The sequence below is a fragment of the Streptomyces sp. NPDC030245 genome, assembly GCF_055572995.1.
Window position 1 is genome coordinate 146,465 of sequence record NZ_JBVICF010000015.1, and the last position, 26,704, is coordinate 173,168.

Here is a 26,704-nt window from a genome sequence, read left to right on the forward strand (position 1 = left end):
TGGGCGTGGGCATACTTCAGACGGAAGTCACTGCTCAGATGAAGTTGAGCGCGGCCGCGCCGCCCACTCCCCCGAGCAGCATGAACGCCGGCATCAGCACCTTGAGCTCGATCCAGCTCCCGGCCCGGAACCGCATCGCCTTCGGCGGCCCGATGGGGTACCAGCGCTTGCGGCCGATCGGGATGGGCCACAGGATCGGGCAGCCCGAGACGGTCAGCGCGTCCCCGATGTCGTGCACCAGCGCGCCGAGCACGATCGGCAGCCCCAGCCACAGGTACTCCTGGCCCGGCGCGGTGAACATCCAGTCGGAGCCGTTGCCCGGCTTGTCCAGGACGCCGGCGAGGATCCAGGCGCTCGTCGCGGCGAGCAGCCACACCAGGACATCGCTGCTCGACCCGCGAGCAGCCCGCCACAGCAGGCCTTCGATGGCGAGCACCATATGGACGAAGAGGATCCCGAGCACCGCCCAGCGACCGCCGAAGATCGCCAAGGCCGACGCGCCCGCCCCTATCAGCACCGCCCACAGCCAGGTGTGCGTGAGTGTGCGGTGCCCACCCGAGCGACGCGGGTCCCCCTGCTTGCGGGTCGCCTTGTAGACGGCGTACGAGAGTTTGTCGACGATCTCGCAGAGTCCCCGGGAGAGCGGCCCGAAGGCCCGCGAGATGGTCGCCGACTTGTGGTCGAGGTCGGGTGCGAGTGCCGCTCCGGCGCAGATCAGCGCTCCGACGAGGAGAACCGGCCAGGGCATGGTGTGCCCCGCGGCCGCTGCCGCGGCACCGACCCCGAGCCAGGCCGCCGCCCCCGACAGTGAGTGTGCCGGTCCCATCATTGGTCTTGCCCGCCCCATTTCGATTGTTCTGACGCCCCGTTGGCGACACAGCGTAGCGTTCGTGATCTTCCTGAATACCTCCGGTTCCGTGATCGGGCAGGAAGGAAGGCAAGATGGGGGTGTGACCCTTATCGATCAGCTGCCGCCGGACGCCGACCCAGATGCCCTCTTCGAAGCTTTCTCGTCGTGGGCCGAGGACCAGGGCATCGCCCTCTACCCGGCCCAGGAGGAGGCACTGATCGAGGTGGTCTCCGGGGCGAACGTGATCTTGTCCACGCCGACCGGCTCCGGCAAGAGTCTCGTCGCCGCGGGCGCCCACTTCACGGCACTGGCCCAGGACAAGGTCACCTTCTACACGGCGCCGATCAAGGCTCTCGTATCGGAGAAGTTCTTCGACCTGTGCAAGCTCTTCGGCACCGAGAACGTCGGCATGCTGACCGGTGACGCGTCGGTCAACGCCGACGCTCCCGTCATCTGCTGCACGGCCGAGGTCCTCGCCTCCATCGCGCTCCGCGACGGCAAGCACGCCGATGTCGGCCAGGTCGTGATGGACGAGTTCCACTTCTACGCCGAGCCGGATCGCGGCTGGGCCTGGCAGATCCCGCTGCTCGAACTCCCGCAGGCGCAGTTCATCCTCATGTCGGCGACGCTCGGCGACGTCTCCATGTTCGAGAAGGACCTGACGCGCCGCACGGGCCGCCCCACCTCCGTCGTCCGGTCCGCGACGCGGCCGGTGCCGCTGTCGTACGAGTACCGTCTGACTCCGATCACCGAGACGCTCACCGAGCTCCTGGAGACCAAGCAGGCGCCGGTCTACATCGTCCACTTCACCCAGGCCCAAGCGGTCGAGCGCGCACAGTCGCTGATGAGCATCAACATGTGCACGCGCGAGGAGAAGGACAAGATCGCCGATCTGATCGGCAACTTCCGCTTCACCACCAAGTTCGGCCGCAACCTCTCGCGTTACGTGCGCCATGGAATCGGTGTGCACCACGCCGGCATGCTGCCCAAGTACCGCCGCTTGGTGGAGAAGCTCGCCCAGGCGGGCCTCCTCAAGGTCATCTGCGGTACCGACACCCTCGGCGTCGGCGTGAACGTCCCGATCCGCACCGTGCTGTTCACCGCCCTCACGAAGTACGACGGCACTCGTGTCCGCACTCTGCGCGCGCGGGAGTTCCACCAGATCGCCGGGCGCGCCGGGCGTGCGGGCTTTGACACGGCAGGGCTCGTGGTCGCCCAGGCGCCGGAGCACGTCATCGAGAACGAGAAAGCGCTCGCCAAGGCCGGCGACGACGCGAAGAAGCGCCGCAAGGTGGTCCGCAAGAAGGCACCCGAGGGCTTCGTCGCCTGGTCCGAAAGCACCTTCGAGAAGCTCATCGACTCGGAGCCTGAGCCGCTGACCTCCCGGTTCCGGGTCACGCACACCATGCTGCTGTCCGTGATCGCCCGGCCCGGCAACGCCTTCGAGGCGATGCGGCACCTCCTCGAGGACAACCACGAGCCGCGCAAGCAGCAGCTGCGGCACATTCGCCGGACCATCGCGATCTACCGCTCCCTCCTCGCGGGCGGCGTCGTGGAGAAACTCGACGAGCCGGACGCGACGGGCCGCATCGTGCGTCTGACCGTCGACCTCCAGCAGGACTTCGCGCTCAACCAGCCCTTGTCGACGTTCGCCCTCGCCGCCTTCGAAGTCCTCGACCCCGAGTCCCCCTCGTACGCCTTGGACATGGTGTCCGTCGTCGAGTCCACTCTCGACGACCCGCGTCAGATCCTCGCGGCCCAGCAGAACAAGGCGCGCGGCGAGGCCGTGGCGCTGATGAAGGCAGACGGCGTCGAGTACGAGGAGCGGATGGAGCGACTCCAGGACATCACGTACCCGAAGCCTCTGGAGGAGCTGCTCTTCCACGCGTACAACACGTACCGCACGAGCCACCCGTGGGTCGGCGATCACCCGCTGTCCCCGAAGTCCGTGATCCGCGACATGTACGAGCGGGCACTGTCCTTCACGGAATTCACGTCCTTCTACGAACTCGCCCGCACCGAGGGCATCGTCCTGCGCTACCTCGCGAGCGCGTACAAGGCGTTGGAACACACCATCCCGGACGACCTGAAGTCCGAGGACCTGGAGGACCTGATCGCCTGGCTCGGCGAAATGGTGCGCCAGGTCGACTCCAGCCTCCTCGACGAGTGGGAGCAGCTGGCCAACCCCGAGGTCATGACGGCGGAGGAGGCGCAGGAGAAGGCCGACGAGGTCAAGCCGGTCACGGCCAACGCCCGCGCCTTCCGCGTCCTGGTCCGCAACGCGCTGTTCCGCAGGGTCGAGCTGGCCGCCCTCGACCACGTCGAGGAGCTGGGTGAGCTGGACGCCGAGTCCGGTTGGGACGCCGATGCGTGGGGTGAGGCCATGGACAAGTACTGGGACGAGTACGAAGATCTCGGCACCGGCCCCGATGCCCGCGGGCCCAAGCTGTTGCTCATCGAGGAGGATCCTGCGCACGGTCTGTGGCGCGTCCGGCAGACGTTCGCCGACCCGAACGGCGACCATGACTGGGGCATCAGCGCGGAGGTCGATCTCGCGGCTTCCGACGAGGAGGGCCGTGCCGTCGTCCGGGTCACGGACGTCGGCCAGCTCTGAGGGCCCCGAGGATCCGTGTGTCCCGGACAGGAGTCGAGGAACTGTCATGAACAATCCCGCTGACCGGCTGGTCGACCTGCTGGACCTCGAGCAGATCGAGGTCAACATCTTCCGAGGCCGCAGCCCGAACGAGTCCTTGCAGCGGGTGTTCGGCGGGCAGGTCGCCGGACAGGCCCTGGTGGCGGCGGGACGGACCACCGAGGGTGACCGCCCGGTGCACTCGCTGCACGCGTATTTCCTGCGCCCGGGGCGCCCGGGTGTGCCCATCGTGTACCAGGTCGAACGGGTCAGGGACGGGCGCTCCTTCACCACGCGCCGTGTCACCGCCGTCCAGCAGGGCCGCACCATCTTCAACCTCACCGCCTCCTTCCATCAGCCCGAACAGGGCGCCTTCGAACACCAGCTGCCGCCACGCCTCGCGGCCCCCGCTCCGGAGTCGCTGCCGACGGTCGCCGAAGAGATCAGGGAGCACCTCGGCGCACTCCCCGAGCAGTTGGAGCGCATGGCCCGGCGTCAGCCCTTCGACATCCGCTATGTCGACCGGCTGCGGTGGACCGCCGAGGAGACCAAGGACGCGGAGCCGCGCAGCGCGGTGTGGATGCGCGCCGTCGGCCCGCTGGGCGACGACCCGCTCGTGCACACCTGCGCACTCACCTACGCGAGCGACATGACGCTCCTCGACGCCGTCCGCATCCCGGTGGAACCACTGTGGGGACCCCGAGGCTTCGACATGGCCTCGCTCGACCACGCCATGTGGTTCCACCGGCCCTTCCGCGCCGACGAGTGGTTCCTCTATGACCAGGAGTCGCCCATCGCGACGGGGGGCCGTGGTCTCGCACGGGGCCGTATCTACGACCAGGAGGGCCGCCTCCTGGTATCGGTGGTGCAGGAAGGGCTGTTCCGCCCGTACGGGGAGCGCCACATGGACGGTCCGACAACCGGCGCATAGCCAGTGAAAGGCCTGGAGGGGAGGCGCGGTGCGACGGATCGACGCGGTGGAGCGGCGGGCGAGGCTGGCGCTGCGTCATCGGCTGACCGTGGACACCAGGACGGACGATCCGGTCGAGGTGGCGCGGTCTCTGCTGGCTCTGCACGGGACCGACCCCTCGTCGGTGTATGTCGGCGCGTGGGCCCGTATGCGGGACGGTCAGGTGGCGGACGTGGAGCGCGCGCTGTACGAGGACCGCTCGCTGATCCGGCTGATGGGCATGCGGCGCACGGTTTTCGTGACGTCTCTCGATGTGGCGCCGGTACTGCAGGCCGCCTGCTCGCGGGCGGTCGCCGCGCGGGAGCGTCGCCTTCTCCTGGGGATGCTGGCCGAGTCCGGCGTCGCCGACGACGCGGCCGGGGTGGTGGCGTGGCTGGCGCAGACGGAGGAGGTGGCGCTGCGCGCGCTGAAGGAGCGGGGCGAGGCGACCGCCGCCGAGCTCGCGAGCGATGATCCACGGCTGGCGACCGAACTGGTCATGGCGCGTGGCAAGAGCTACGAGGGTCGGCAGAAGCTGGCCAGCCGACTCCTTCTGCTGCTCGCCGCCGAAGGACACGTGGTGCGTGGCAGACCGCGTGGCACATGGACTTCTCATCAGTACCGCTGGGCGTCGCTGACGGACTGGTTTCCCGGCGGCCTCACCGACTGGGGCACCCGTGAGGCCGAGACGGAGCTCGCCCGGCGCTGGCTCAGGACGTTCGGTCCGGCCACCGCGGATGATCTGCGGTGGTGGGCCGGGTGGACCAAGACCCAGACCAAGCGGGCTTTGACCGAACTGCGCCCAGTCGAGGTCGACTTGGACGGGCTGCCCGGGCTGTTGCTCCCCGATGACCTGGAGGAGACCTGCCGGCCGGAGCCCTGGGCGGCTCTCCTGCCTGCGCTCGACTCCACCCCGATGGGCTGGCAGCACCGCGGCTGGTTCCTTGGGGAGCACGGCCCGCGCCTCTTCGACAGGAACGGCAACATCGGTCCGTCTGTGTGGTGGGACGGCCGCATCGTCGGTGGCTGGGCCCAGGACAGCGGTGGTGAGATCGTGTGCCGGTTCCTCGAGGACGTCGGTGCGGACGCGGAGAGCTCGGTGCGAGCCGAGGCGGAGCGACTCGCCACGCGGCTAGGCGGCGTGCGGCTCACCGCTCGTACCCGGGGGCGTACGTGGCTGGAGGAGGAACTGGCCGCTTGACGACCGCAGGGCGGGTACGGGACGGGTTCCGAAAGGCATCTCTGCCTCCGTTCGGGATAGGTTCCGGTTTCGGACATGAGCACGAAGAGGACGGGGCGTGGCGTTGAGCGGATATTCGAGCGAGGACAGGGATCGGCTGCTGGCGGAGGCCGTACGGCTCCGCGAGGAGGGTCGGCCCGAGGAGGCCAGGGAGCAACTCGTCGGCCTCGCCGCGGAACTCCCACACGATGTGGAGGTCGCGTACCAGACGGCTTGGGTCCACGACACGCTCGGTCTTGAGGCCGAAGCGGTGCCGTACTACGAGCGCGCGCTCAAGGGAACGGGCCTGTCGAACGATGATCGTCGCGGAGCTCTGCTGGGGCTGGGCAGTACCTACCGGATTCTGGGACGCTACGAGGAAGCCGTGGCCACACTCGGTCAAGGGGTGGCTGAGTTCCCGGACGACGGCGGTCTCAAGACGTTCCTCGCCATGGCTCTGTACAACACCGGCCGGAACCACGACGCGATGCAGATGCTTCTGACGCTGCTTGTCGCCACGAGCAACGACCCTGACATCACGGGCTATCGCCCCGCCATCGAGGAGTACGCCAAGGACCTGGACGCGACGATGTAGCAACGCCGACGGGCACCCGGCCCTCGAATCCGATTTCGCGGCTCTGGCGGTCTACGCCCTCCTGCGGCGCAACCACTTCATCAAGCCTCGCGCCTCCCGCACCGAAGCCTCGGCCGAGACGGCGGGCGCATCCTCCGACTCCGGCGCCGGAGCGCTTGTTTCAGGAGGAGGGAGAACCGGAGCGGGCTGTGGTGACGGTCGAGGCGCTGGGCGCTCCGCGCGGGCTTGCACCAGGCCGATCAGCAGGCTGGAGCGCAGCCACCGGATCTCGTCGGGGTCGTCCGCGGTCGTGATGCTCTCGACGATCCGGAGCGCGGGCGACTCCGGTCCGCCCTGCGTGCGAGGCACGGGCTTGAGCCTGCTGAGATACGCGCGTTCATAGGGATCCCTGACGATCTCCGCGATCTGCACCGGGTCGAGCAGCGAGGCCATCGCGGCGGCGCGCTCCCAGGCGTCTTCGGCATGGCGCAGCAGGGATTCCGCGTACCGCCCCCGCCAGTTGCGGGCCCGTAGATCCTGTCCTTCTTCGAGGCGCCCACGAATCGTCTCCGGCATGCGGCCCTTGAGAAGTACGGCATTCATCTCGGACCCGGCAAAATGGCGCAACTCTTCGGCGAGATAGAGCCAAACAACCGTCCTGTAGCGGTTCAAGTAAAATTTCACGGGCGTCAGCACACCGGCGCGTGCGAGACGGGTGAAGCGGGCCGTGGTGATCTGCATGAGCTCCGCGCCCTCGGTGGTGCCCACGGCTCTGACGCTCTCTCGCAGCGCCTCGGGGAACCCCTCGCACCCGCGCACACGCTCGATCTCCTCGTGAGTGACGCGGCGCCGGGCGCCCGGCACGTCCGCGACGGTGCGGATGCGCCCCAGCATCACGGCCAGGTCGAATTCACCCCGCTTCAGCCCCAGTTCCTTCGCCGCCCAGCTCGGCGTGACCGTCGGTCGGGTGGTCGTCGTGCTGGTGGATTGCGTGCTGCCGGATCGCGTCTTGGTGGATTGCGTAATGGTGTCACCGGTCATGGTGGTTCCCCCGTGTGAGATGTGCTTGCTCTCGGGAAAAACCGTAGCCCGATCACGACGATCCTCGCTGGGCCTGTGGATAACTCCTGACGTGGCAGCGTCAGTGCAGGTCAGAGGTCTACGACTGGCGTGCGTTCGGGTTGCCGTGCGTCCACGGCCAAGTGCTCTCCGACGCGGTTCACGAGCAGCGTCATCTCGTAGGCGACCTGCCCGATGTCGGCCTCCGCGGAGCTCAGGACGCACAGGCAGCTGCCGTCGCCCGCCGCCGTGACGAAGAGGACCGCATCGTCGAACTCGATCATCGTCTGGCGCACATTGCCTGCGTGGAAGTGGCGCCCCGATCCCTTGGCCAGGCTGTGCAGTCCGGAGGAGACCGCGGCCAGATGCTCCGCGTCCTCCCGCTTGAGGTCCGTGCTCGCGCCGGTCACCAGGCCGTCGTTGGACAGCACCAGTGCGTGCCGTACGTGTTCCATCCGCTGGGTCAGGTCGTCCAGCAGCCAGCCGAGCCCCATGCTCTGCCCCATGATCCCGTCTCCCCGTGTCCGCTCCCCCTGGCCGGAGGATCTGACCTGCCAGCCTTCACCACGACCGGCCGCCCGGCAAGCATGATGGGGACATGGCACAGAAGATGACCGGCGACCAGTGGCGGGCCTTCGTCGCGCACGACACCCGAATGGGCAAGAACCGCGCCGAGGAGCTCGGCAAGCACAACGGCGTCCCGGGGGCACTCCTGGTCCGCGTGCGGATCGACAAGATGCTCGCGTACGCCGGCGTCTCCGACTGACGGCCGGCTCAGCTCACTGAGTCGAGCAGCCGGGCGGTATGAAACCGCCCGGCATACTCGACCAGCCGAATCAGCACCTCCTTCCCCGAATCCCGGTCCCGGGCGTCGCACAGCACCACGGGTGTCCCGCGGTCGAGGTCCAAGGCTCGTGACACTTCGAGCGCCCCATAGGTACGCGCGTCCGTGAAGCAGTTGACTGCCACGACGAACGGGATACGACGGTGCTCGAAATAGTCCACGGCGGGGAAGCAGTCCTCGAGCCGCCGGGTGTCCGCGAGGACCACGGCACCGAGGGCACCTTGTGACAACTCGTCCCACAGGAACCAGAACCGGTCCTGGCCAGGGGTGCCGAACAAGTACAGCGAAAGACCCGACCGGATGGTGATGCGACCGAAGTCCATGGCCACGGTCGTCGTGGTCTTCCGGTCGACGCCCTCGGTGTCGTCCACCGACTGACCCGCCTCGCTCAACAGCTCTTCAGTGCGTAGCGGACGGATCTCGCTGACAGCGCCCACCAAGGTGGTCTTGCCCACCCCGAAGCCGCCCGCGACCAGAATCTTCAACGCCATGGCAGAGGTCTCGGCGCCCGTGGCGTCAGAGTGCTCGGAGCCCATCGATCACCTCTCGGAGGATCTTTTCGTCGGGAAGCTGTGCGGGCGGAACGGGCCGACTGATTTTTACGCGCCCCACCTCCATCAGGTCACCAAGGAGCACGCGGACCACGCCCACGGGCAGATCCGCACCGGCGGCGAGCTCGGCGACGGACTGTGTCTCGGCGCGGCACAGTTCGATGAGCGCCCGGTGTTCGGGCCCGAGCCCGGTGGTGTCGTCAAGCTCCTGCGGCATGTCGGCGAGCGTCACGAGGGCGATCAGGTCGAAGCGGACGCCCCGCGGTCCTGGCCTGGTGCGTCCGCCTGTCATCGCATAGGGCCGTACGAGGGGCCCGGCTTCGTTGTCGTACCACTGGCTGCCCGGCTGGCCCGGGGTGCCGCTCGTGTCCTCGGTCATGGGTACCGGCCGCCCTCATCATCCGAGGGTCGGTGGCTGCTCGGCGGAGCGCGCCGGGGTGTAGAGGTGCTCACCCACCCGTTTGACCATGCGTGCCATCTCGTACGCCACAAGGCCGATGTCGGCCGTCACAGCAGTGAGAACAGCGAGGCAGGATCCGTCGCCCGCAGCGGCCACGAACAGGAAGGCGTCGTCCATCTCCACCATCGTCTGGCGCACCCCACCGGCTCCGAAGTGCCGGCCCGCCCCCTTGGCGAGGCTGTGGAATCCCGAGGCCACCGCAGCGAGGTGTTCGGCGTCCTCGCGGGTGAGAGCGTTCGACGTGGCGACCGGGAGTCCGTCGGTGGACAGCACCACCGCGTGCCGCACCTCACCGACGCGCAGCACCAAGTCGTCCAACAGCCAGCCGAGTTCGCCGGTCCGGCCGGTGGGGATGCTCTGGTCCTGGATCATGCGCGATCTCCTTCGCTGCTGTCACTGCCCGGTACGGCTCCCGGCGTGCCGATTCCCGGGAGCCGGCCGCCCCCGCGTGCCCAGCCGTCGCGGTAGGCGGTCATACGGGCACGCACCTGCTCCGGGCTGCGCTCGTCCTCAGCTCCGGCATCCTCTGCCGTGCTGCCACTGCCTGTGGGGCGTTCCCGCAGTTGCGGGGCGAGGCTCTCTTGGCGTATGCGTCGCGGCAGTTCCTCCGAGTCCCCCTGCGAGTCGGCGCCGGCGGTATCAAGAGCGTCGACGCTGTCGGAACGCGTCTCCGGGGTGTCGGGACGCGTTTCCCGGGTGTTGGGACGCGTTTCCGGGGTGTCGCGCGCGCCTCGTCCCTGATGCAGCCGGAGCGCGGTGACGCCGGACGGAGGCGGCGCCTCGGCCGCTGAGGCCAGTGCGGGGCGTGTGGCCGAGGCCGGCACGGGGTTGTTGTTCATGTGGTGCCGTGGTACTCCCTGCACGCCTGCGTGCGCCTTGTCCAGCGTGCTGCGCGCCGCCGGGACGGCCTCGGCGGCGTGGGGCTCCGTGCTCCCCACCGTGCCGCTGTGCAAAAGTGCGGTCGGGAGCAGTACGACGGCGGTGGTCCCTCCGTAGGGGGACGTCCGCAGATGCACTTTGATGGCGTGGTGGGCGGCGAGTCTGCTGACCACGAAGAGGCCCAATTGGTCACTGTCGAACAGATCGAGTGCTTCGGACTGCTCGATACGGCGGTTGGCCTCCGCGAGCGTCTCCTTGCCCATACCGAGCCCCCGGTCCTCGATCTCCAGGGCATAGCCGTTGCCGACTGGTTCGCCGCTGATCCGCACCTTGGTGTGGGGCGGCGAGAACTGGGCGGCGTTCTCGACCAGTTCAGCGAGGAGGTGGGTGAGGTCGGCCACCGCCGTACCGAGGACCGACGCGGCGGGGAGTTGTCGTACCTCCACGCGCGCGTAGTCCTCGACTTCGGAGACTGCCGCGCGCACGACGTTGGTCAGGGAGACGGGCATGCGCCAGGCGCGGCCGGGTGCGGCTCCGGAGAGGATGATGAGGCTCTCCGCGTGGCGCCTCATTCTGGTCGTCAGATGGTCGAGCCGGAAGAGGTCGCTGAGCTCGTTGGGATCGTCGGACCTGCGCTCCATGCTGTCGAGGAGGCTGAGCTGGCGATGGACGAGGACCTGGGTCCTGCGGGCCAGGTTGACGAAGACCCCGGAGATGCCGCTGGCCAGCTCCGCGCGCTCGATCGCGGCGCGCAGGGCCGCTCGATGGACGGTGCCGAGCGCTTCGGAGACCTGCCCGGTCTCGTCCTCCGCCGGTGGTCCAGAAGGCGCCTCTGCACGGATGTCGATGTCCTCACCGGCACGCAGCCGTCGCATGGCCTGCGGGAGTTTGCGGCGTGCGATCTCCAGGGCTCCGTTACGGAGGCTCACGAGCTCGACGACGAGGCCTCGCCCGATGCGTACGGAGATGACGAGTGAGGCGCAGACAGCGGCCAGCCCGAGGAGGACTGCGGCACCCGCGGGCGTGAGTACTGCGTGGGCGAGCGGGTCGGTGCGGTCAGCGGCGCTGCGATCAGCTGCCTCCTTGATCGCGTGGAGCTCGTCCCGTACGACCGCGTAGGAGTGGTCCCAGGCTCCTGCCGGTGCCGCGGCGAGTGCCTTGCGGCCCGGTTCGGCGAGGAGAACCTTGTCCTCGGCGGCTCGTACGTCTCCGTACGCCTTGCCTTGCTCAAGTCCGCGCCAGGCGGCCCGCTCAGGGCCCCGCAGGTCCGCTGCCGCCGTTTCGGTCAGGGTGCGGCGGGTGTCGACGGCCCCGGTGAACAGCCGCAGCTGTGGGCCGTCCAGGGCGCCGTCCAGCCGGGCCGCGGCGAGCACGGTGTTCTCTCGGGCCAGCATTTCGCCCGCCCTCAAGAATTCGAGCAGCACGCGCGCGTGGGAGCCGCGTCCGGTGTCCTGCATTCCGGTGAGGGCACCGACCACTGCGAACGCCTGTGAGATCGTCTTCGTGTACTGGCCGTACGTCGCGTCCCAGCCCGTGCGCCGGTCCAGCACCTCTGCACGCAGGGAGCGCAGTTCTTCGACGCTGGTGACGAACGTTTCGAGCCGGTCGGCCACACCATCGGGGAGTCCTGCGCCGTCGGCGACGGTCCGGTGATCGCCGAGGCGCAGCTCGGCCACGGCGCGGTCGGTCCGTGTCGCCTGCCTCTCGAGTACGCCGCCGCGGTCGGCTCCGGGCTCGACCGCGTAGCGGACGGCGGCGACGCGTTCGGCCTGGAGCGCGGTGACGGCGGTTTCGACCGGGGACCGTACGTCGGCATCGGCACGCTGCACCTGGCGCAGGCGGGCCGCATCCTGCGCGGTGCTGACGGTCGCGTAGCCCCACAGGGCGAGCAGCGAGACGACAGGCACCATCAGGAGGCACACGATCTTGGCCCGCACGGTGCGCGGCCTTATTCGCCACCATGCCGCGCGCGTGGGCGCCCTGTAGGTCGATGGATCGGTGAACTCACCGTATCCGCCGGTTGGTTCGACGGCAGGCGGGCCCGCGTGGGCGCGTCGTCCGCGCGCCGGTTGGTGCTCGGGGGGCGGCAGTGTCGTGCTCGCGGCCGGATCGGGGGTGCTTCGCGGGGTGTCCATGGCCTCCTCGCTCGGATGGTCGGTGTGTGTCGCCCGGTCGGCGCGGGAGGCGCTCTAAGGGGCAACACCGTCCATCGGCCGCTGGGCCGACACAGACGCCGCACGCTCGCCGGTGGTCGGGGACAGCGCGACGAATGCCGAGGTCAGGAAGAGGTAGGAGCCGAGGCCGACAGCAAGGGGGAAGATGAACTGCATCGTCGTGGCACCGGGCAGCGCGGCTTCCGAGGGAACCACCCGGACGCTGACAGCCAGCATCCCGGTGTAATGCATGCTGGTCACCGCCCCGCCCATGACCAGCGACGCCACCGCGACGGCGATCGGGGACTTGATGTTGAGGCCGGCCCACAGAGCGGCGGTCGCCGCGACGACTGCGATGACCACGGAGAGCCCGACCAGCACGAGGTCGTACTCCACGTCGCCGTGCAGGCGCAGCGCCGCCATGCCGAGGTAGTGCATGCTCGCGACGCCGAGCCCTGTGGTAAGCCCGCCCAGCGCCAGCGCGCGCCCACGGTCACGGCCGTACCCCACGACGAAGACGCCGGCTCCTACGACGGCCATCGCGACGAGAAGGCTCAAGAAGGTGAGGGGCACGTTGTAGTGAATCTCGGTGCCGGTGACTCCGAAGCCGAGCATGGCGACGAAGTGCATCGTCCAGATGCCGGTGCCGAGGGCGGAGGCTGCGGTGATGAGCCAGTTCCTGCGTGAGCGGCCCGAGGCGCCCAGAGCGCGGACGGTGCAGCGCAGCCCGAGGGCGGCGCCGATGCAGGCCATCGCGTACGACAGCACGGGGGTCAGCCAGCCGAAGGTGGCGTGGTCCAGGTGTCCCATGGCCCCGGGACGCTAGTCCGGCGCGGGGCGCACAACGGGGGCGCAGTTCGAAAGCTGGCGGAAGATGACAGAGAGAAGATGCTGAACGATCGAGTCACGCTCGAACGAGTGCACCCAACGCACGTGCGACCTTGTGCGGGATCATGGGTCGCATGAGCGACGACCACACGCAGGTCCAGGAATTCTTCACCGCCCGCGCCGCCGACTGGGACACCCGCTTCCCCGATGACGGGCCCGCCTATCGGGCCGCCGTCGCGGAGCTGTCGCTCGCTCCGGGCTCCTCCGTGCTCGACGCCGGGTGCGGGACGGGGCGGGCGCTGCCCGCGCTCAGGGATGCCGTAGGGCCCTCGGGGGTGGTGCTCGGTGCCGATCTGACTCCGGCGATGCTGGAGGCCGCGACACGCGCGGGCAGGGGCCATGACGGCCAGCTGCTGCTCGCCGATGTGGCGCGTCTGCCGCTGCGTACGCAGTCACTCGACGCCGTGTTCGGCGCCGGCCTGATCGCACATCTCCCCGATCCCGCGGAGAACCTGAAGGAGTTGGGGCGTGTGGTGCGCCCCGGTGGGTTGCTCGCGCTGTTCCACCCCATCGGCAGGGCGGCACTCGCGGCACGGCAAGGACGGCAGATCACTCCGGACGACCTGCGGGCGGAGGGCAACCTGCGCCCGCTGCTCGCCCGTTCCGGGTGGCTCATGACCTCGTACGTCGACGAGGACGCACGCTTCCTTGCCCTCGCGGTGCGCCAGGACTGAGCGCGGGCCGCCCGGTCCCGGCGAGCGGTCAGAGGCGACCGGCGATCGTCGCCGCAAACGCGTCCGCGTTGTCGAACATGATGTTGTGGCCCGCTCTGGGCACCGTCACCACGCGCACTCCGGAGGCGGTCAGTTCGCCGTGCCCGGGGAGCTCGCCGCTCATGGCGCCCTGCAAGTAGACGCGGTCGATGGGCAGTTCCGTGAGCATCCGCCGCAGCGTGGGGCGGGTGCCCGCGATGAGGCCAGTGGCGCTGCGGTGCAGCGCGAGGGGGTCCGCAAGACGCATCGTGGCTGCCCATGTGGCGCTGATCTTCTCAAGCACGCGCGCGTAGCCACTGCCGCTGACGAAGTCGTCCTCGGAGTACGCGGCGATGCCGCTGCTGCCCGCGGTGGCAGGAGGGTTCGGGTCGAGGTTGGCCTCCGTGAGGACCAGCCTCGACACCAGGTCGGGCCGTCGGCGCGCGAGCACGATGGCGACGGACCCGCCCATGCTGTGCGCGACGATCTCCGCGCCGACCACGTGAGCCTCGTCCAAGGCCGCGGCCAGCGCGTCGGCATGGTCCTCGAGGCTGTACCCGAAGTCGGCAGGACGGTCACTGAGGCCATGACCTGGGAGATCCACGAACAACGAGCGGCGACCTACCAGTTCGGGCCTGGCGGTTATGTGTGCGTGGTAGATCGTGGAAGCCGCGCCGAGTCCGTGCACGTACACCCGCGCCGGCTCGGCCCCCGCCACCTCGGTCCACCGCACACGGCTGCCCCGAGCATCGAACCGCGCTTCCTTCATCGCCGCACCCCATGTCCCTCGTCCTGCCGTCCACTCCCACGCGTCATCAGCGGACTCCGAAGACCATACATCGGTGCCGAGGTATTGCGCATCGGATGTACAGCCGCCATGAAAGGTGCGGCAGAATGCTGGCCATGCTCGAACTGGCCATCCTCGGATTCCTCTACGACGCCGCCCTGCACGGCTACGAGCTGCGCAAGCGCATCTCGGCTCTGACCGGGCATGTGCGCCCCGTGGCGGAGAGCACGCTGTATCCCGCCATCAAGCGGCTGGAGAAGGCAGGGCTACTCGCCAGAGAGACCCAGCCCGGCACCGGGGCGGCGCCCCGCCACGTCCTGAGTCTCACGCAGGCCGGCCGGCAGGAGCTGCGCAAGCGGCTCGCAGAGCCGGCTCGGGCGGACATCACCGACGAGAACCGCTGGTTCACGCTTCTCGCGTTCCTCCGCCACCTCGACGACGAAGCGGCACAAGCGGCAGTGCTCCGGCGACGGCTGGCCTTCCTCGAGGAACCCGCCAGCTTCTTCTACGACGGTGAACGCCCTCTGCGCGCGGAGGAGCTCGACGACCCCTTCCGACGCGGCATCCTCACGATCGCCCGCGCCACCAGCCAGGCCGAACTGGCCTGGCTCCGGGCCACCTTGACCTCACTCGGCGGACGTGGTCGCTGACCTGTCCTTGTGCGGCACCGGGCACCCGCGCACGCCCGGCACGGGGAACGAGCCGAGCTCGGCGACCTCGTAGCCGTCGGGATATCCCTTGATCTCCCGGTTCTGCCGGGCGTAATGCGGTGCCCGGCGCGGCGGCATGAGGCGCACCGCGCGCCCGCGGAGCCGCACCGCGCCCCGGACCACCGAGCGGGTGACCGCTCCGGGTTGCTCGTACCGGAACGCCCGCAGCAGGGGCTCGTCCAGCAGTGCGAGGGTCGCGTTGCGCAACAGGGGCGCCATGGGTCGCGGATACCAGGAGGCCATCAGGTTCAGGGTCGCGTCGGATACCTCACGCGCTCCCTGGTCCCAGCCGAAGTGGGCCTCTTCATATGCATCGAGGCAGTCTTCGAACTCTTCGAAGGAGCCTGGGATGTCCTTGATGCCCATGTGCCGGCCGAGAGTGCGGTAGTACGCGGCAGCCGCGGCCGTCTCGTGTCGTGAAAGCCTGCGCCAGCCATAGGCGTCGATCCACCGCTTCGGCACCACAACGAAGGTGCACAGCACGTAGCGCATGTCATCGTTGCTGATGTCGTAGCTGCGGTGCATCTGGTTGATGCGCCGGATGGCGGTACGACCCTTCTCGCCGGTGAAACCGTGCTCTACGACGGTGTCGAGAAGCAGAGCCGTGTCGTCGTATCTCTTCTGCGTACGGTCTGTCAGTTCCGCTGTCTGTGCCAGCAGACGGCCGATACTGGGGACTGCGTAGGTGCGGTACAGCGCGAGTTCCAGTGCGCGCGTGTGGTCCCACGGGAATTCGAACGTCGTGGTGAGCCGGTAGATCTCGAGGAAGTCCCGCTCCGGGTCGAGGCGCCTGATCTGCTCGAGCCGCTCGAAACGCTTCACCGCGTGATCCCCCTTCTCGCACCGGAACAACAACTCTACGTTGGCCAAATGCGGGTGGGGGTTCAATGGTGGTAGCCGCACCCGGGGGAAGGTGGACCACATGTTTGACGGACTGCGCAAATTCTGGCGATCCAACAAGCCCGCGCGGGACGAGAGCGAACCCGCTGGCGACCGGGGCAAGCACAAGCGCCCGCACAACATCTTCGAGGCAGCCGCCGTCTATGTGGCGGCGTGTGCCGAGGACGATCAAGCCGAGATGGACGAAGCCACCGGATGGGTCTCTCCGGAAGCACTGTCATTCGGTGTCAACGAGCTCGCGTGCCGCGCCGTCATCGCCCTCGCTCGAGAACGGGACGAGTCCCCGCGAGACGTGGCCCGGTCCCTTCTGGGGTTGCCCGCGGCCTGAGCCCGCGAGGGCACCGGACCGGTCGCATGAGGCGGTACGCCGACGATTTTCCTGCTCATCGCCCCCTCGACGATCTCTGGGACGAGTGGTTAGGGTGCGCCGACGGATGAAGCGATCGGGGAGGCTGGCATGGCCGGGACGGACGACGCTGTCGACGACGCCGCCGACGCGCTGTACGTACTGACGGCGGTGCTCTTGACGCCCGCGAAGTTCCCCAGCGTACTGGGCGACGACTATCCGGAGGCGTGCGCGGCGCTCGGCCTCGCGCCGCTCGCCGCCGGATACGGGCTGGTGCTCGGCCAGGACGGGGAAGGCGCGCGCTGGACGGTCGTCGTCGACGACGTGTCGCTGGTGGCCGTGGCGATCGCCTCCTGGGACTGCGGCATGGAGTACGACCTGTCCCCCGAAGAGCACACGGTGGTCGCCGCGCTGCCCGGATGGCCTCTGGCGGTCGCCGTGGCGGCTCCCGGCGTGCCCGCTCCGCACGATCCGGAACCCGGCCCCGACGACGCCGGCCGCCCGCCACTCGCGCCTCCGGCGTCCGACACCTGGGGCCCGGCGCAACGGCGGCTCGGTGCCGACGAGATAGCACTGCAGTGGGCGGCCTGGCGGGCGCAGATCGACGACGCGGAATTCGCGGCGCACGAGCCTGCGGTGGAGTCTCCGGGAGACGCCGAGGGTGCTCCTTTGACCAGCGTCCGGCGTGTCCTGGCCGAAGCTCGCGCGTACGTGGACACTCCGCCGCCGTTGGGACGGGTGCGGTCGTCCTTCGCCTCCGGGGACGCACGCACCCTGCGGGCCGACGGTCCTGGCTGGTCCATGGTCGCCAGGACCGACGACATCGCGTTCGTACTGCTGGACGAGGAACCGGGAGAGGTGATGCCGGTGGGTCGCGGACCAGAGCTTCCCGCGCTGCTGGAGGCCCTCGACAACATGGCGGTTCGCCCTTCCTGAGCACCGGCGAGAGAACTCACTGCTGCACCGTGCAGACGGCTCAGTGGCCTATCTCCTTGCGTGTGACACGGCGCAGCCTGCGCCGCTGACCGGAGTCGAGCGTCAGATAGGCCGCCGCGGGGACTCCGAGCACGATCAGGAATGCCGCCCACCATGGCAGCCAGAACAGCAGAATGATTCCGGCCGCCACACCTCCTGCGGCGATCTTCGTCTTCTTCGACATGTGCGTCGCCTCCTTCACGGCTTGTGCCGCTCTCTGCCTTGGAAAACGGGATCGGGTGTCGCGCGGTTCCTGCAAGCGACCCTGAGACATCCCTGAGCCTTGCCCCCTACTGGGCCCGGCCTGCTCGCCGCCTCCTGGGTCACTTGATCTCCCGGATTACTCGATCTGCCGGCCTACTCGACCCGGAGGGGCTCACCGACTTCGTACATGTGGCGCAGCACCTGGCGGTAGGAGTCGACGAATCCGGCCTCCGTATAGGGCATCCCCATGGCAGCACAGTGGGCACGTACGACGGGTTGGGCGAGTCGCAGGTGAGGGCGCGGCATGCTCGGGAACAGATGGTGCTCGATCTGGTAGTTGAGTCCGCCGAGGAACCAGTCCGTCACGAGGCCACCGCGAACGTTGCGCGAGGTGAGTACCTGGCGCCGCAGATGCCCCCATCGCTCACCGTCCGGGTCGGGCATCTCCATGCCCTTGTGGTTGGGCGCGAAGGCGAGCCCGAGGTGCAGGCCGAACAGCGCCTGGTGAAGCGCCGCGAAGGCGAGGGCGTGACCGACGGGCATGGCGGTGAGCAGGAGCGTGACATAGCCGACGAGATGGGCGACCAGCAGAAGGCCTTCCACTACGCGCTCGCGCCGATCCTGCCGCCGCAGGTCCTGGAAGCCATAGACCTTCATGGCGACTCCCTGGAGGAGCGTCAGCGGGAAGAAGAGCCAGGCCTGGTTGCGGGTGAGCCAGCGCCGGAAGCCGAGACGGACCTTGGCCTGCCTGCTGGTCCACACGAGGACGTTCGCGGCGACGTCGGGGTCCTTGTCGACATGGTTGGGGTTGGCGTGGTGCCTGTTGTGCTTGTCGTTCCACCAGGCCGAGCTCATTCCCAGCAGCAAGTTGCCGTGCACGAGGCCTATGGCGCGCCCGATGGAGCGGTTTCCGGTTATCTGCGAATGGCCCGCGTCGTGGCCGATGAACGCCGTACGCGCGCACAGCACGGAGAGCACCGGAGCAAGCAGCAACACCCACCACGACGTGCCGAGCAGAAACATCCCGGCTCCCACGGCCGCCAGTGCGAGGGCGTTGATTCCGATGGTCCGCACATACCAACCTGTACGGCGGTCCAAGAGCCCCTGCTCCTTGACCGTACGCAGGAGGGGCGCGAAATCACTACCGGCGGACCGTGGGCCGGAGTTGGCTGGGGAGCGTTCCGCGACTGCGGCGGCCTGGGGCATGGTGGGTCTCCGTCTGGAATGAGGGGCTGACCTCATAGAACGTACGGATCAGTGACCTTCGGCAACCATGACGGCACCACCCGTCTTGAAGCGGGGGCCAGCCCCGGACGCCAGGTGGGGCTGGCTACACCATGTGACCGGTATCACCGTCGAGGAGCGCCCGCGAAGCCCTCGCTTTGCTGTACTCTCGGCCGCTCCGGCCGCAGTAGTCAAATTTGAGGAATGCGTTATCGCTGTGCACAGGCTCCCCGTCGTGTCCCCCGCCGAACTCTCCGAACTGTCACGCTGTTCCGCCCTTTTCCTGCCCGCCGATCCGCCACGTGGCGGACGCGTCGCCTTCTGGCACAGCGACGGCACCGAGCCACCGGAGGCAGCTGCCGGTGTCTACGAAGAGCTTGCCCTCGCAGTAGCGGGGGACGACGGAATCGATCTTGCCACCGTGCCCGCAGTGCTCCTCCCCGTCCGCGTCGCGCTGCCGGTCCTCACCCGCGCGCGTGCCGCGACGGGAACACATCCGACGGCCGCATTCTGGGGAACGGCCGGAGTGCTGGCCCTGCAACTGGCTGCTCGCGGACTCCTGCTGCCGGGGCTGACCACCACTGATCACGACGCATGGCGCGCCGGGCCGCTGAGCGCCGAGGACCTGCAGCGGCTGCGTGAGCTGGCCGCGGCGATGCCACCGGCCGCCCACGCGCGACCGTTGGACGACAGCCTGCCGCCGCGACTGCCCGAGCCCGAGAAGTTGCTTCGTCAGTTCCTCGACGCCGTGGCCGACACGCTTCCGCGCTCCCCCGCCGCGCCCCTGGCGTCGGGCGGCGCCGTCTTCGCCGCCCCGGAGCCTCAGCGTGTGCCCGAGTACCGTGCCTGGGCCCTGGATGTGGCGGCCGGGCACGACGCCGGCGTACGCGTCTCACTGCGCGTGGAGATCCCGGGCCTCGTCTCCGTAGCGGAGGACGGCACTCGGCTGCCGTTCCGTGCCGTGCTGCAACTGCACAGTGTCAGCGACCCCTCGCTCGTCGCGGACGCCGCCGAGGTGTGGGCCGGGTCCGGGGCTTCGGCACAAGCCTTCGGACCGCGTGCCCGCATGGACGCCCTGCTCGCATTGCGTCGTGCCACGCGCGCGTGGCCACCTCTCGCCCCGCTGCTCTCTGCCACCGTGCCCGACGCGATCGAGCTGGCCGACGAGGACGTCACCGCGCTCCTGGGCGAAGGCGCCCGAGCACTGGCTGTCGCGGGTGTGGACGTGCACTGGCCGAGGGAGCTGGCGCGCAACCTCACCGCGCGCGTGGTCATCGGCCCTCCGGATGATGACGGGCAGGACGACGACAAGAAGGGCCCGAACAAACTTGAGTCCGACACGCCGTCCTTCCTCTCCGCCGACGCTCTGCTCGCCTTCAACTGGCGCTTCGCGCTCGGCGATCAGAAGCTGACCCGGGCGGAACTGGACCACCTCGCGGAGGCCAACCGTCCGGTGGTGCGCCTGCGCGACCAGTGGGTGCTGGTCGATCCCGAAGAGGCCCGCCGCGCCCGTGACCGCCAGGATCGCAAGGTCACCCCGATCGATGCCCTCAGCGCCGCGCTGACCGGCACGGCCGAAGTCGAGGGGCGACGTGTCGACGTACAGCCGACGGGATGGCTCGCCACCCTGCGCGAGCGACTCGCGGACCCTGAGGGCATGGAGCCCGTCGGACAACCCACGGCGCTTGCCGCCGAGTTGCGCGACTACCAGCTGCGCGGCCTGAACTGGCTATCACGGATGACCTCGCTGGGGCTCGGCGGCTGCCTCGCAGACGACATGGGCCTCGGCAAGACGATCACGCTGATCTCGCTGCATCTGCACCGCCAGACGACGGAGGAGACCGCGGGCCCCACGCTGGTGGTCTGCCCGACGTCCCTGATGGGCAACTGGCAGCGCGAGATCGAGAAGTTCGCACCCGGCACGCGGGTACGCCGCTTCCACGGCGCCCAGCGCAGCCTGGAGGGCCTGACGGACGACGAGTTCGTCCTCACCACCTACGGCACGATGCGGCTCGACACGGAGAGCCTCGGGCAGACCTCCTGGGGCATGGTCGTCGCCGACGAAGCGCAACACGTCAAGAACCCGTACTCCGCCACGGCCAAGCAGCTGCGCACCATCGGGGCACGCGCGCGTGTAGCACTCACCGGCACGCCCGTGGAGAACAACCTCTCCGAGCTGTGGGCCATTCTCGACTGGACCACTCCTGGTCTGCTCGGCAGGCTCGGAACCTTCCGGACGCGGTACGCACAGGCCGTGGAGGGCGGCACGGATCCCGGCGCCGCCGAGCGGCTCGGGCAGCTCGTGCGTCCCTTCCTGTTGCGCCGGCGCAAGTCGGATCCGGGGATCGCGCCCGAGCTGCCGCCGAAGACGGAGACCGATCGCGCCGTCTCGCTCAGCGCGGAACAAGCAGGCCTCTACGAAGCCGTGGTGCGGGAGACGCTCGCGGAGATCTCCAGCGCCGACGGAATGGCGCGCAGGGGGCTGGTCGTCAAGCTCCTCACCGGGCTCAAGCAGATCTGCAACCACCCCGCCCAGTACCTCAAGGAGGACAAGCCCCGGATCCCCGGCCGCTCCGGAAAGCTGGAACTGTTGGACGAGTTGCTCGACACGATCCTCGCCGAGGGTGCGAGCGTGCTCGTCTTCACGCAGTACGTCCAGATGGCGCGCCTCATCGAGCAGCATCTGTCGGCTCGCGGTGTCCCCTCTCAGTTCCTGCACGGCGGCACGCCCGTAGCGGCGCGAGAGGCCATGGTGCAACGCTTCCAGGACGGCGACGTCCCGGTGTTCCTGCTGTCACTGAAGGCTGCGGGCACCGGCCTGAACCTGACGCGTGCCGGACACGTGGTGCACTACGACCGCTGGTGGAATCCGGCAGTCGAGGCGCAGGCAACCGACCGTGCGTACCGCATCGGGCAGACACAGCCGGTGCAGGTGCACCGGCTGATCGCAGAGGGAACGATCGAGGACCGCATCGCCGACATGCTGTTGCGCAAGCGGGAGCTGGCCGATGCCGTCCTCGGGTCGGGCGAGGCGGCTCTGACCGAGCTGACCGACGCCGAACTGTCGGATCTGGTCGAGCTGCGAGGGGGCGCGCGATGAGTGACATCCACGACGAGACGTACGGTGCTGGAGACGATGACACGCGCGCGGGCGCGCAGGGGGACGAGCGGACGTTCGCGGCACTGCCGCCCGCACATGGACGCGGCTTCGCGCAGAGCTGGTGGGGTCAGGCCTGGTTGAAGGCCCTAGAGGACACTGCGCTCGACCTCCAGCAGCTCAAGACGGGGCGCAGGCTCGCCCGGGCCGGCGCGGTGGGCGCGGTGTCCGTGCGCCCCGGCCGCATCACGGCGGTCGTCAAGGATCGCGACGGTACACCGCACCGTTCCGACGTCCTCCTGCAGGAACTGAGCCCGGAGGAGTGGGACCGCTTCCTGGACATGACCATCGAGCGGGCCGGGCACATCGCGGCGCTCCTGGACCGTGAGATGCCACCGCACCTGGTGGAGGACTCCGCGGCGGCGGGTGTCGAGCTGCTGCCCGGGATCGGCGACCTGGAGCCCGAGTGCGACTGCGACGCGTGGGACCACTGCGGGCACACGGCCGCACTCTGCTATCAGATGGCGCGCCTGCTCGACGAGGACCCTTTCGTGCTGCTGCTGATGCGGGGACGCGGGGAGCGGATACTCCTGGACGAGCTCCAGGTGCGCAGTGTCGCCGCGGCCGGCCCCCAGGAACCTCAGGAGGGGGCTCAGGACGCCGTTCCAGAGGGCGTCAGTGCCGCGGAGGCGTACGCGGACGGTGCCATCCTTCCGCCGCTGCCCGACCTGCCTCCGCTGCCCGCGGAGCCGGGTCTGCCGCCGACTCTCGACACGGAGGAGGAGCCCGCTCCGGGACTCGATGTGCCCGCAGTCGGGTTCTTGGCCGCGCAGGCGGCCGCCGAGGCGTACCGACTGCTGGCCGACGCCCTCGCCCCAGGGCATGAAAGCTCGCCCGTCGAGGCCGAGTTGACTGACGCGGAGGATGCCGTTCGGCTGGCAGCCGCTCAGCCCGGTGCCGTGATCGAAGCGCGGCTCGCGGCGGCGTCCGAACGTGGCCGGGACGGCATGGCACTCGCTGTGCGGGCCTGGCAGTACGGCGGCCGGGCCGCACTCCACGTACTCGAAGAGGAATGGACGCCTCAGGACGAGGCACTGGCACGCGCGCGTGCCGCACTGGATGCGGCCTGGGACGAGGACGAACGGCCTCGGCTTCGTTCGACCCACAACCGCTGGACGGTGATCGGCACGAACGCGCAGCTGCGTCATGGGCGTGACGGTCGCTGGTGGCCCTACCGCAAGGAGAGGGGTCGTTGGACCCCGGCGGGGCCTGCGGCTCATGACCCGGCGACAGCACTGGCCATGGCCGTCGGCGGGGAGTGACGCCGCAGAACTGATCCATCTGACTCGTCAGTTTCTGACCCTCGCGGGAGACGCCGTCGGCGCGTCTCCCGCTGTTCACCCGGTGGCCCTCTCGTGTTCGTGGCGGCGGCCAAGTCTGGCCGCTGTCACCGAACACGTGTCCCAGGAGGCCCCTGATGTTCCCGCTCGCAGTCCGTAAGGGGCGCGTCCGCCGCTCCATAGCCGCCGGCATACCGCTCGCCGTGATCGCGTCTCTCACGGCGGCCGGAACCGCGACGGGCCGGCAGGCGGGCGGTGGGCAAGACGAGGCGATGATCACCAAAACGGCGACACTCGGAGACATCTCTCTGGGCGCCTTCAGCAACGCGCTGCTCCCAGGGACGGTCAAGAACGATCGCGGCGTCGATCTCGGCGGTATCGGCAGCGATCTCTACCCGACGGGCCGTAAGGGCGAGTTCTGGACGGTGACCGACCGGGGACCCAACGGTCAGATAAAGGTGGACGGAAAGAAGCGCCGCACTTTCCCGGTCCCCGGCTTCGATCCGGTGATCGTGAAGATCCGGGTGCGGGAGGGCAAGGTCAAGGTCCTCTCCGCGCTGCCGCTCACGACGTCTTCCGGAAAGCCCGTCACCGGTCTGCCCAACCAAAAAGGGCGTGACGAGGCCCCGTACACGCATGACGCGAAGGCCCCCCTCTCGTACGACCCGAACGGCCTGGACACGGAAGGCATCGTGCGGGCCCCGGACGGCAGTTTCTGGTTGGTCGACGAGTACGGTCCTTCGCTGATCCATGTCTCCGCGCGCGGGAAGGTCATCAAGCGCTACGTCCCCCGAGGGCTGAAGCTGCGCGGCGCCGACTATCCGGTGGTCGAGGCGCTGCCCAGTGTCCTGCTCCACCGGAAGACGAACCGCGGCTTCGAGGGCCTCACCCGTCTCCCCGGCGGTGACCTCGTGATGGCCGTCCAGAGCCCGCTGGCCCTCCCGGACGAGAACGCGGGTGACGGTTCGCGCACGGCGCGGCTGCTGCGCTTCTCTCCGAAGAAGCAGAAGGTCACCGCCGAGTACGCCTACCGGTTCGACGCCGTGGGCGTCGTGGACCCCGGTGAGGACGACACCTCCGAACTGAAGATCTCCTCCGTAGTAGCCATCGGGCGCGACCGGCTCCTCGTCCAGGAGCGGACCGACAAAGCCGCGCGGCTCCAGGCCGTCACTCTGGACCGCAGGTCGGACATCCTCGGCGACAAGTGGGACAAGGCCACGACCAAGCCCTCCTTGGAGCAGCTCGACGATCCCGCCGCCTCCGGAGTGCCCGTCCTCCGCAAGCGTCTGGTGGTCGACCTCGGGGCTGTCGAAGGGGTGCCCGACAAGATCGAGGGCGTTGCCAGTGTGGACAGTCGCACCCTCGCACTGATCAACGACAACGACTTCGGGATGAGCGACGGGCCCGAGGCCTTCGACAAGCAGGGGCGCCTGGTCGACAGCGGTGTGGAGACCACGGTGACGTACGTCCGGCTGCCGGAGAAGTACTGACTCTTCGGAGCGATGCCTTTCAGTGCAGTGGCTTGGTGTACGCGACCTGGCCATTTGCGGACGAGGGCAGGAGAGAGTCCAGGTCGCTCGGGAAGTCGGTGGGCACAGAAGGGAAATCGGAGGGCAGAGGCGGGACGCCGCTCGGCAAGCCGGTGGGGAGCGACGGGACGCCGCTGGGCAAACCAGTGGGCAGCTCGGTCGGAATCTGCGACGGGATGCTGAGCGACGGCGTGGGTTCCGGTGTGGTGCTCTTGCTTGTCTCGGCGGGCTCCTTCTCGCCGTCGCTGTCGTCGCCGGTGGCCACGAGGACCACGGCGATGACGGCTCCCACCGCCACGATGATCGCCAGCAGGACGAACAGGCCGTGACGCCGCCCTGAGGGCCCACCAGGGGGCGGAGGTGACGACCGGCCCCCGCTGCCGGGAGGCAGCCCGTAGCCGCCGCCTGGTGGCGGACCGAAGCCGCCCCCGCCTGGCGGTGGCCCACTGGGCGGCGGCGGAGGGGGCTGCGGAGGTACGGGCGGCACGGCCATACCATCAAGAGTCGCCTCGAACCGTTCACAAGGCGACCCCCGTGCACCAGTTGACGGAGCGTCGGCTGAGGAGAGCCCTCAGCTGCGAGCCGCCAGAAGATGGTCCATGGCCAGTTGGTCGAGGCGTTCGAAGGCCATTCCGCGCGCTGCGGCCGCCTCCACGTCAAAGGCTTCGAAAGCACCCCTGTCGGCCAGCAGGCCGGAAAGCCCGTCTTCGGCGGTGGGGACCGCCAGCTCGTCCAGACGCGCGGCGCGCAGCGCCTCACGCACTTCTGGGTCGGCCCGGAAAGCGGCCGCCCGCTCCCGCAGGATCAGGTAGTTGCGCATGCACCCGGCGGCCGACGCCCACACTCCTTCGAAGTCCTCCGTGCGTGGCGGCTTGAAGTCGAAGTGCCGAGGGCCGTCGTAACCGGCCCTCTCCAGGAGGTCGACCAGCCAGAAGGCACTACGCAGATCCCCCGCGCCGAACCGCAGGTCCTGGTCGTACTTGATGCCCGTCTGGCCGTTGAGGTCGATGTGGAAAAGCTTGCCCGCCCACAGCGCCTGGGCGATGGAGTGCGGAAAGTTCAGACCCGCCATCTGCTCGTGGCCCACTTCGGGGTTGACGCCGAACAGTTCGGGCCGTTCCAGGCGCTCGATGAAAGCGAGGGCGTGACCGACGGTGGGCAGCAGAATGTCGCCGCGGGGCTCGTTCGGCTTCGGCTCGATCGCGAACCGCAGGTCGTATCCCTGTGTGGTCACGTACTCGGCGAGGAGGTCGAAAGCCTCCTTCATACGGTCCAGCGCGTTGCCCACGTCCTTCGCCGCGCCGGACTCGGCGCCTTCCCTGCCTCCCCACGCGACGTAGGTGTGCGCGCCCAGTTCGGCCGCCAGGTCGATGTTGCGGATCGTCTTCCGCAGCGCGTAGCGGCGTACGTCGCGATCATTGGCGGTGAAGGCGCCGTCCTTGAAGACGGGGTGTGTGAAGAGGTTCGTGGTGGCCATCGGCACGACGAGACCCGTCGCATCGAGCGCCTGCCGGAAGCGCTTGATGTGGCCCTCCCGTTCCGATTCGGACGACCCGAAGGGGATGAGGTCGTCGTCGTGGAACGTCACTCCGTAGGCACCCAGTTCAGCAAGGTGGCGCACCGAATCGGCCGGGTCGAGCGCGGTCCTGGTGGCGTCCCCGAACGGGTCCCTGCCCTGCCAGCCGACGGTCCACAGACCGAAGCTGAACTTGTCTTCGGGAGTGGGCTGGTAGTTCATGTGCGGCTCCCTCGCCTATTTCGTCATGGCCCTTTACAAATTAGTATCCGAGGGCGCCGCTGGGAAGGTCGTGGAAGAAAACTTCGGTGCACACCCGGAGACAG

26 protein-coding genes are annotated in these 26,704 nt (G+C 69.0%); 12 read left to right on the plus strand and 14 right to left on the minus strand.

The genetic code is table 11. The features are described 5' to 3' along the window. Window positions 1-34: 34 nt before the first annotated feature. Window positions 35-829: a metal-dependent hydrolase gene (locus ACZ4Z4_RS33585; protein ID WP_468335967.1), complete on the minus strand. Its 795-nt coding sequence runs from the start codon at window positions 827-829 to the stop codon at window positions 35-37. Window positions 830-857: 28 nt separating this feature from the next. On the opposite strand from ACZ4Z4_RS33585, the gene ACZ4Z4_RS33590 reads away from it, so the two are divergent. The 4 genes from ACZ4Z4_RS33590 to ACZ4Z4_RS33605 all read left to right on the plus strand — a co-directional run bounded on the left by ACZ4Z4_RS33590 (window position 858) and on the right by ACZ4Z4_RS33605 (window position 6,245). Further along, entirely contained in the window at window positions 858-3,464 is a 2,607-nt protein-coding gene (locus ACZ4Z4_RS33590) for a DEAD/DEAH box helicase (RefSeq protein ID WP_468336254.1), read from the plus strand. A gap of 46 nt (window positions 3,465-3,510) precedes the next feature. Then, complete coding sequence (locus tag ACZ4Z4_RS33595; protein ID WP_468335970.1) at window positions 3,511-4,413, plus strand: acyl-CoA thioesterase; 903 nt, start codon at window positions 3,511-3,513, stop codon at window positions 4,411-4,413. A gap of 28 nt (window positions 4,414-4,441) precedes the next feature. Then, window positions 4,442-5,632 carry a winged helix DNA-binding domain-containing protein gene (locus ACZ4Z4_RS33600; protein ID WP_468335973.1) on the plus strand — a complete coding sequence of 397 codons (1,191 nt, stop codon included), beginning with the start codon at window positions 4,442-4,444 and terminating at the stop codon, window positions 5,630-5,632. Between the two features lie 97 nt (window positions 5,633-5,729). Further along, a complete protein-coding gene (locus tag ACZ4Z4_RS33605; protein ID WP_468335976.1) occupies window positions 5,730-6,245 on the plus strand; it encodes a tetratricopeptide repeat protein in 516 nt (171 codons plus the stop codon). Between the two features lie 51 nt (window positions 6,246-6,296). On the opposite strand, the gene ACZ4Z4_RS33610 is transcribed toward ACZ4Z4_RS33605, so the two are convergent. Next, window positions 6,297-7,265, minus strand: a complete 969-nt coding sequence (locus ACZ4Z4_RS33610) for a DUF6397 family protein (RefSeq protein ID WP_468335979.1) — start codon at window positions 7,263-7,265, stop codon at window positions 6,297-6,299. Window positions 7,266-7,375: 110 nt separating this feature from the next. Continuing rightward, window positions 7,376-7,789 carry a roadblock/LC7 domain-containing protein gene (locus ACZ4Z4_RS33615; protein WP_468335982.1) on the minus strand — a complete coding sequence of 138 codons (414 nt, stop codon included), beginning with the start codon at window positions 7,787-7,789 and terminating at the stop codon, window positions 7,376-7,378. A gap of 92 nt (window positions 7,790-7,881) precedes the next feature. On the opposite strand from ACZ4Z4_RS33615, the gene ACZ4Z4_RS33620 reads away from it, so the two are divergent. Continuing rightward, a complete protein-coding gene (locus ACZ4Z4_RS33620) occupies window positions 7,882-8,049 on the plus strand; it encodes a hypothetical protein (RefSeq protein WP_468335985.1) in 168 nt (55 codons plus the stop codon). Window positions 8,050-8,057: 8 nt separating this feature from the next. Here ACZ4Z4_RS33620 and ACZ4Z4_RS33625 read toward each other — a convergent pair whose 3' ends face one another. From ACZ4Z4_RS33625 to ACZ4Z4_RS33645, 5 genes are read right to left on the minus strand one after another with little or no spacing between them, the layout of a single operon-like run. Beyond that, entirely contained in the window at window positions 8,058-8,663 is a 606-nt protein-coding gene (locus ACZ4Z4_RS33625; protein ID WP_468335988.1) for a GTP-binding protein, read from the minus strand. Next, window positions 8,644-9,057: a DUF742 domain-containing protein gene (locus ACZ4Z4_RS33630; protein WP_468335992.1), complete on the minus strand. Its 414-nt coding sequence runs from the start codon at window positions 9,055-9,057 to the stop codon at window positions 8,644-8,646. Before ACZ4Z4_RS33630 ends, ACZ4Z4_RS33625 begins: the two co-directional genes overlap by 20 nt. 18 nt (window positions 9,058-9,075) lie before the next feature. Further along, a complete protein-coding gene (locus ACZ4Z4_RS33635) occupies window positions 9,076-9,510 on the minus strand; it encodes a roadblock/LC7 domain-containing protein (protein ID WP_468335995.1) in 435 nt (144 codons plus the stop codon). Further along, complete coding sequence (locus ACZ4Z4_RS33640; RefSeq protein WP_468335998.1) at window positions 9,507-12,152, minus strand: sensor histidine kinase; 2,646 nt, start codon at window positions 12,150-12,152, stop codon at window positions 9,507-9,509. The genes ACZ4Z4_RS33635 and ACZ4Z4_RS33640 overlap by 4 nt, the downstream gene beginning before the upstream one ends. A gap of 54 nt (window positions 12,153-12,206) precedes the next feature. Continuing rightward, the gene (locus ACZ4Z4_RS33645) at window positions 12,207-12,980 is read right to left on the minus strand and encodes an MHYT domain-containing protein (RefSeq protein WP_468336001.1); all 774 of its coding nucleotides are present in this window, start codon (window positions 12,978-12,980) and stop codon (window positions 12,207-12,209) included. A 152-nt stretch (window positions 12,981-13,132) separates the two neighbouring features. On the opposite strand from ACZ4Z4_RS33645, the gene ACZ4Z4_RS33650 reads away from it, so the two are divergent. Next, complete coding sequence (locus ACZ4Z4_RS33650; protein WP_468336004.1) at window positions 13,133-13,732, plus strand: class I SAM-dependent methyltransferase; 600 nt, start codon at window positions 13,133-13,135, stop codon at window positions 13,730-13,732. Between the two features lie 28 nt (window positions 13,733-13,760). On the opposite strand, the gene ACZ4Z4_RS33655 is transcribed toward ACZ4Z4_RS33650, so the two are convergent. Then, window positions 13,761-14,519 (minus strand): alpha/beta fold hydrolase, encoded by a 759-nt coding sequence (locus ACZ4Z4_RS33655; RefSeq protein ID WP_468336006.1) that lies wholly within the window; start codon window positions 14,517-14,519, stop codon window positions 13,761-13,763. A 134-nt stretch (window positions 14,520-14,653) separates the two neighbouring features. Here ACZ4Z4_RS33655 and ACZ4Z4_RS33660 point away from each other — a divergent pair, with 134 nt between their 5' ends. Further along, a complete protein-coding gene (locus ACZ4Z4_RS33660) occupies window positions 14,654-15,187 on the plus strand; it encodes a PadR family transcriptional regulator (RefSeq protein WP_468336258.1) in 534 nt (177 codons plus the stop codon). Here the strand turns inward: ACZ4Z4_RS33660 and ACZ4Z4_RS33665 are convergent. After that, the gene (locus tag ACZ4Z4_RS33665; RefSeq protein WP_468336009.1) at window positions 15,164-16,069 is read right to left on the minus strand and encodes an oxygenase MpaB family protein; all 906 of its coding nucleotides are present in this window, start codon (window positions 16,067-16,069) and stop codon (window positions 15,164-15,166) included. The genes ACZ4Z4_RS33660 and ACZ4Z4_RS33665 overlap by 24 nt on opposite strands. 100 nt (window positions 16,070-16,169) lie before the next feature. Between ACZ4Z4_RS33665 and ACZ4Z4_RS33670 the strand changes: the two genes are divergently transcribed. Together ACZ4Z4_RS33670 and ACZ4Z4_RS33675 are read left to right on the plus strand one after the other, a co-directional pair. Then, window positions 16,170-16,475, plus strand: a complete 306-nt coding sequence (locus ACZ4Z4_RS33670) for a hypothetical protein (RefSeq protein WP_468336012.1) — start codon at window positions 16,170-16,172, stop codon at window positions 16,473-16,475. Window positions 16,476-16,604: 129 nt separating this feature from the next. After that, window positions 16,605-17,429 (plus strand): hypothetical protein, encoded by an 825-nt coding sequence (locus tag ACZ4Z4_RS33675; protein WP_468336015.1) that lies wholly within the window; start codon window positions 16,605-16,607, stop codon window positions 17,427-17,429. Between the two features lie 40 nt (window positions 17,430-17,469). On the opposite strand, the gene ACZ4Z4_RS33680 is transcribed toward ACZ4Z4_RS33675, so the two are convergent. Both ACZ4Z4_RS33680 and ACZ4Z4_RS33685 read right to left on the minus strand, forming a co-directional pair. Beyond that, window positions 17,470-17,652 carry a hypothetical protein gene (locus ACZ4Z4_RS33680; protein ID WP_468336018.1) on the minus strand — a complete coding sequence of 61 codons (183 nt, stop codon included), beginning with the start codon at window positions 17,650-17,652 and terminating at the stop codon, window positions 17,470-17,472. A 173-nt stretch (window positions 17,653-17,825) separates the two neighbouring features. Next, window positions 17,826-18,878 carry a fatty acid desaturase family protein gene (locus tag ACZ4Z4_RS33685; protein WP_468336021.1) on the minus strand — a complete coding sequence of 351 codons (1,053 nt, stop codon included), beginning with the start codon at window positions 18,876-18,878 and terminating at the stop codon, window positions 17,826-17,828. 235 nt (window positions 18,879-19,113) lie between these two features. Between ACZ4Z4_RS33685 and ACZ4Z4_RS33690 the strand changes: the two genes are divergently transcribed. The 3 genes from ACZ4Z4_RS33690 (at window position 19,114) to ACZ4Z4_RS33700 (ending at window position 24,823) form a co-directional block, all read left to right on the plus strand. Next, window positions 19,114-21,996: a DEAD/DEAH box helicase gene (locus tag ACZ4Z4_RS33690; RefSeq protein ID WP_468336024.1), complete on the plus strand. Its 2,883-nt coding sequence runs from the start codon at window positions 19,114-19,116 to the stop codon at window positions 21,994-21,996. Then, window positions 21,993-23,315: an SWIM zinc finger family protein gene (locus ACZ4Z4_RS33695; protein ID WP_468336027.1), complete on the plus strand. Its 1,323-nt coding sequence runs from the start codon at window positions 21,993-21,995 to the stop codon at window positions 23,313-23,315. Before ACZ4Z4_RS33690 ends, ACZ4Z4_RS33695 begins: the two co-directional genes overlap by 4 nt. A 155-nt stretch (window positions 23,316-23,470) precedes the next feature. Then, window positions 23,471-24,823, plus strand: a complete 1,353-nt coding sequence (locus ACZ4Z4_RS33700; protein WP_468336030.1) for an esterase-like activity of phytase family protein — start codon at window positions 23,471-23,473, stop codon at window positions 24,821-24,823. Between the two features lie 19 nt (window positions 24,824-24,842). Here the strand turns inward: ACZ4Z4_RS33700 and ACZ4Z4_RS33705 are convergent, their stop codons facing one another. Next, window positions 24,843-25,154 carry a hypothetical protein gene (locus ACZ4Z4_RS33705; protein ID WP_468336033.1) on the minus strand — a complete coding sequence of 104 codons (312 nt, stop codon included), beginning with the start codon at window positions 25,152-25,154 and terminating at the stop codon, window positions 24,843-24,845. 279 nt (window positions 25,155-25,433) lie between these two features. Beyond that, on the minus strand, window positions 25,434-26,600 hold the full coding sequence (gene xylA, locus ACZ4Z4_RS33710; RefSeq protein ID WP_468336036.1) for a xylose isomerase: 1,167 nt from the start codon (window positions 26,598-26,600) through the stop codon (window positions 25,434-25,436). Window positions 26,601-26,704: the final 104 nt, after the last annotated feature.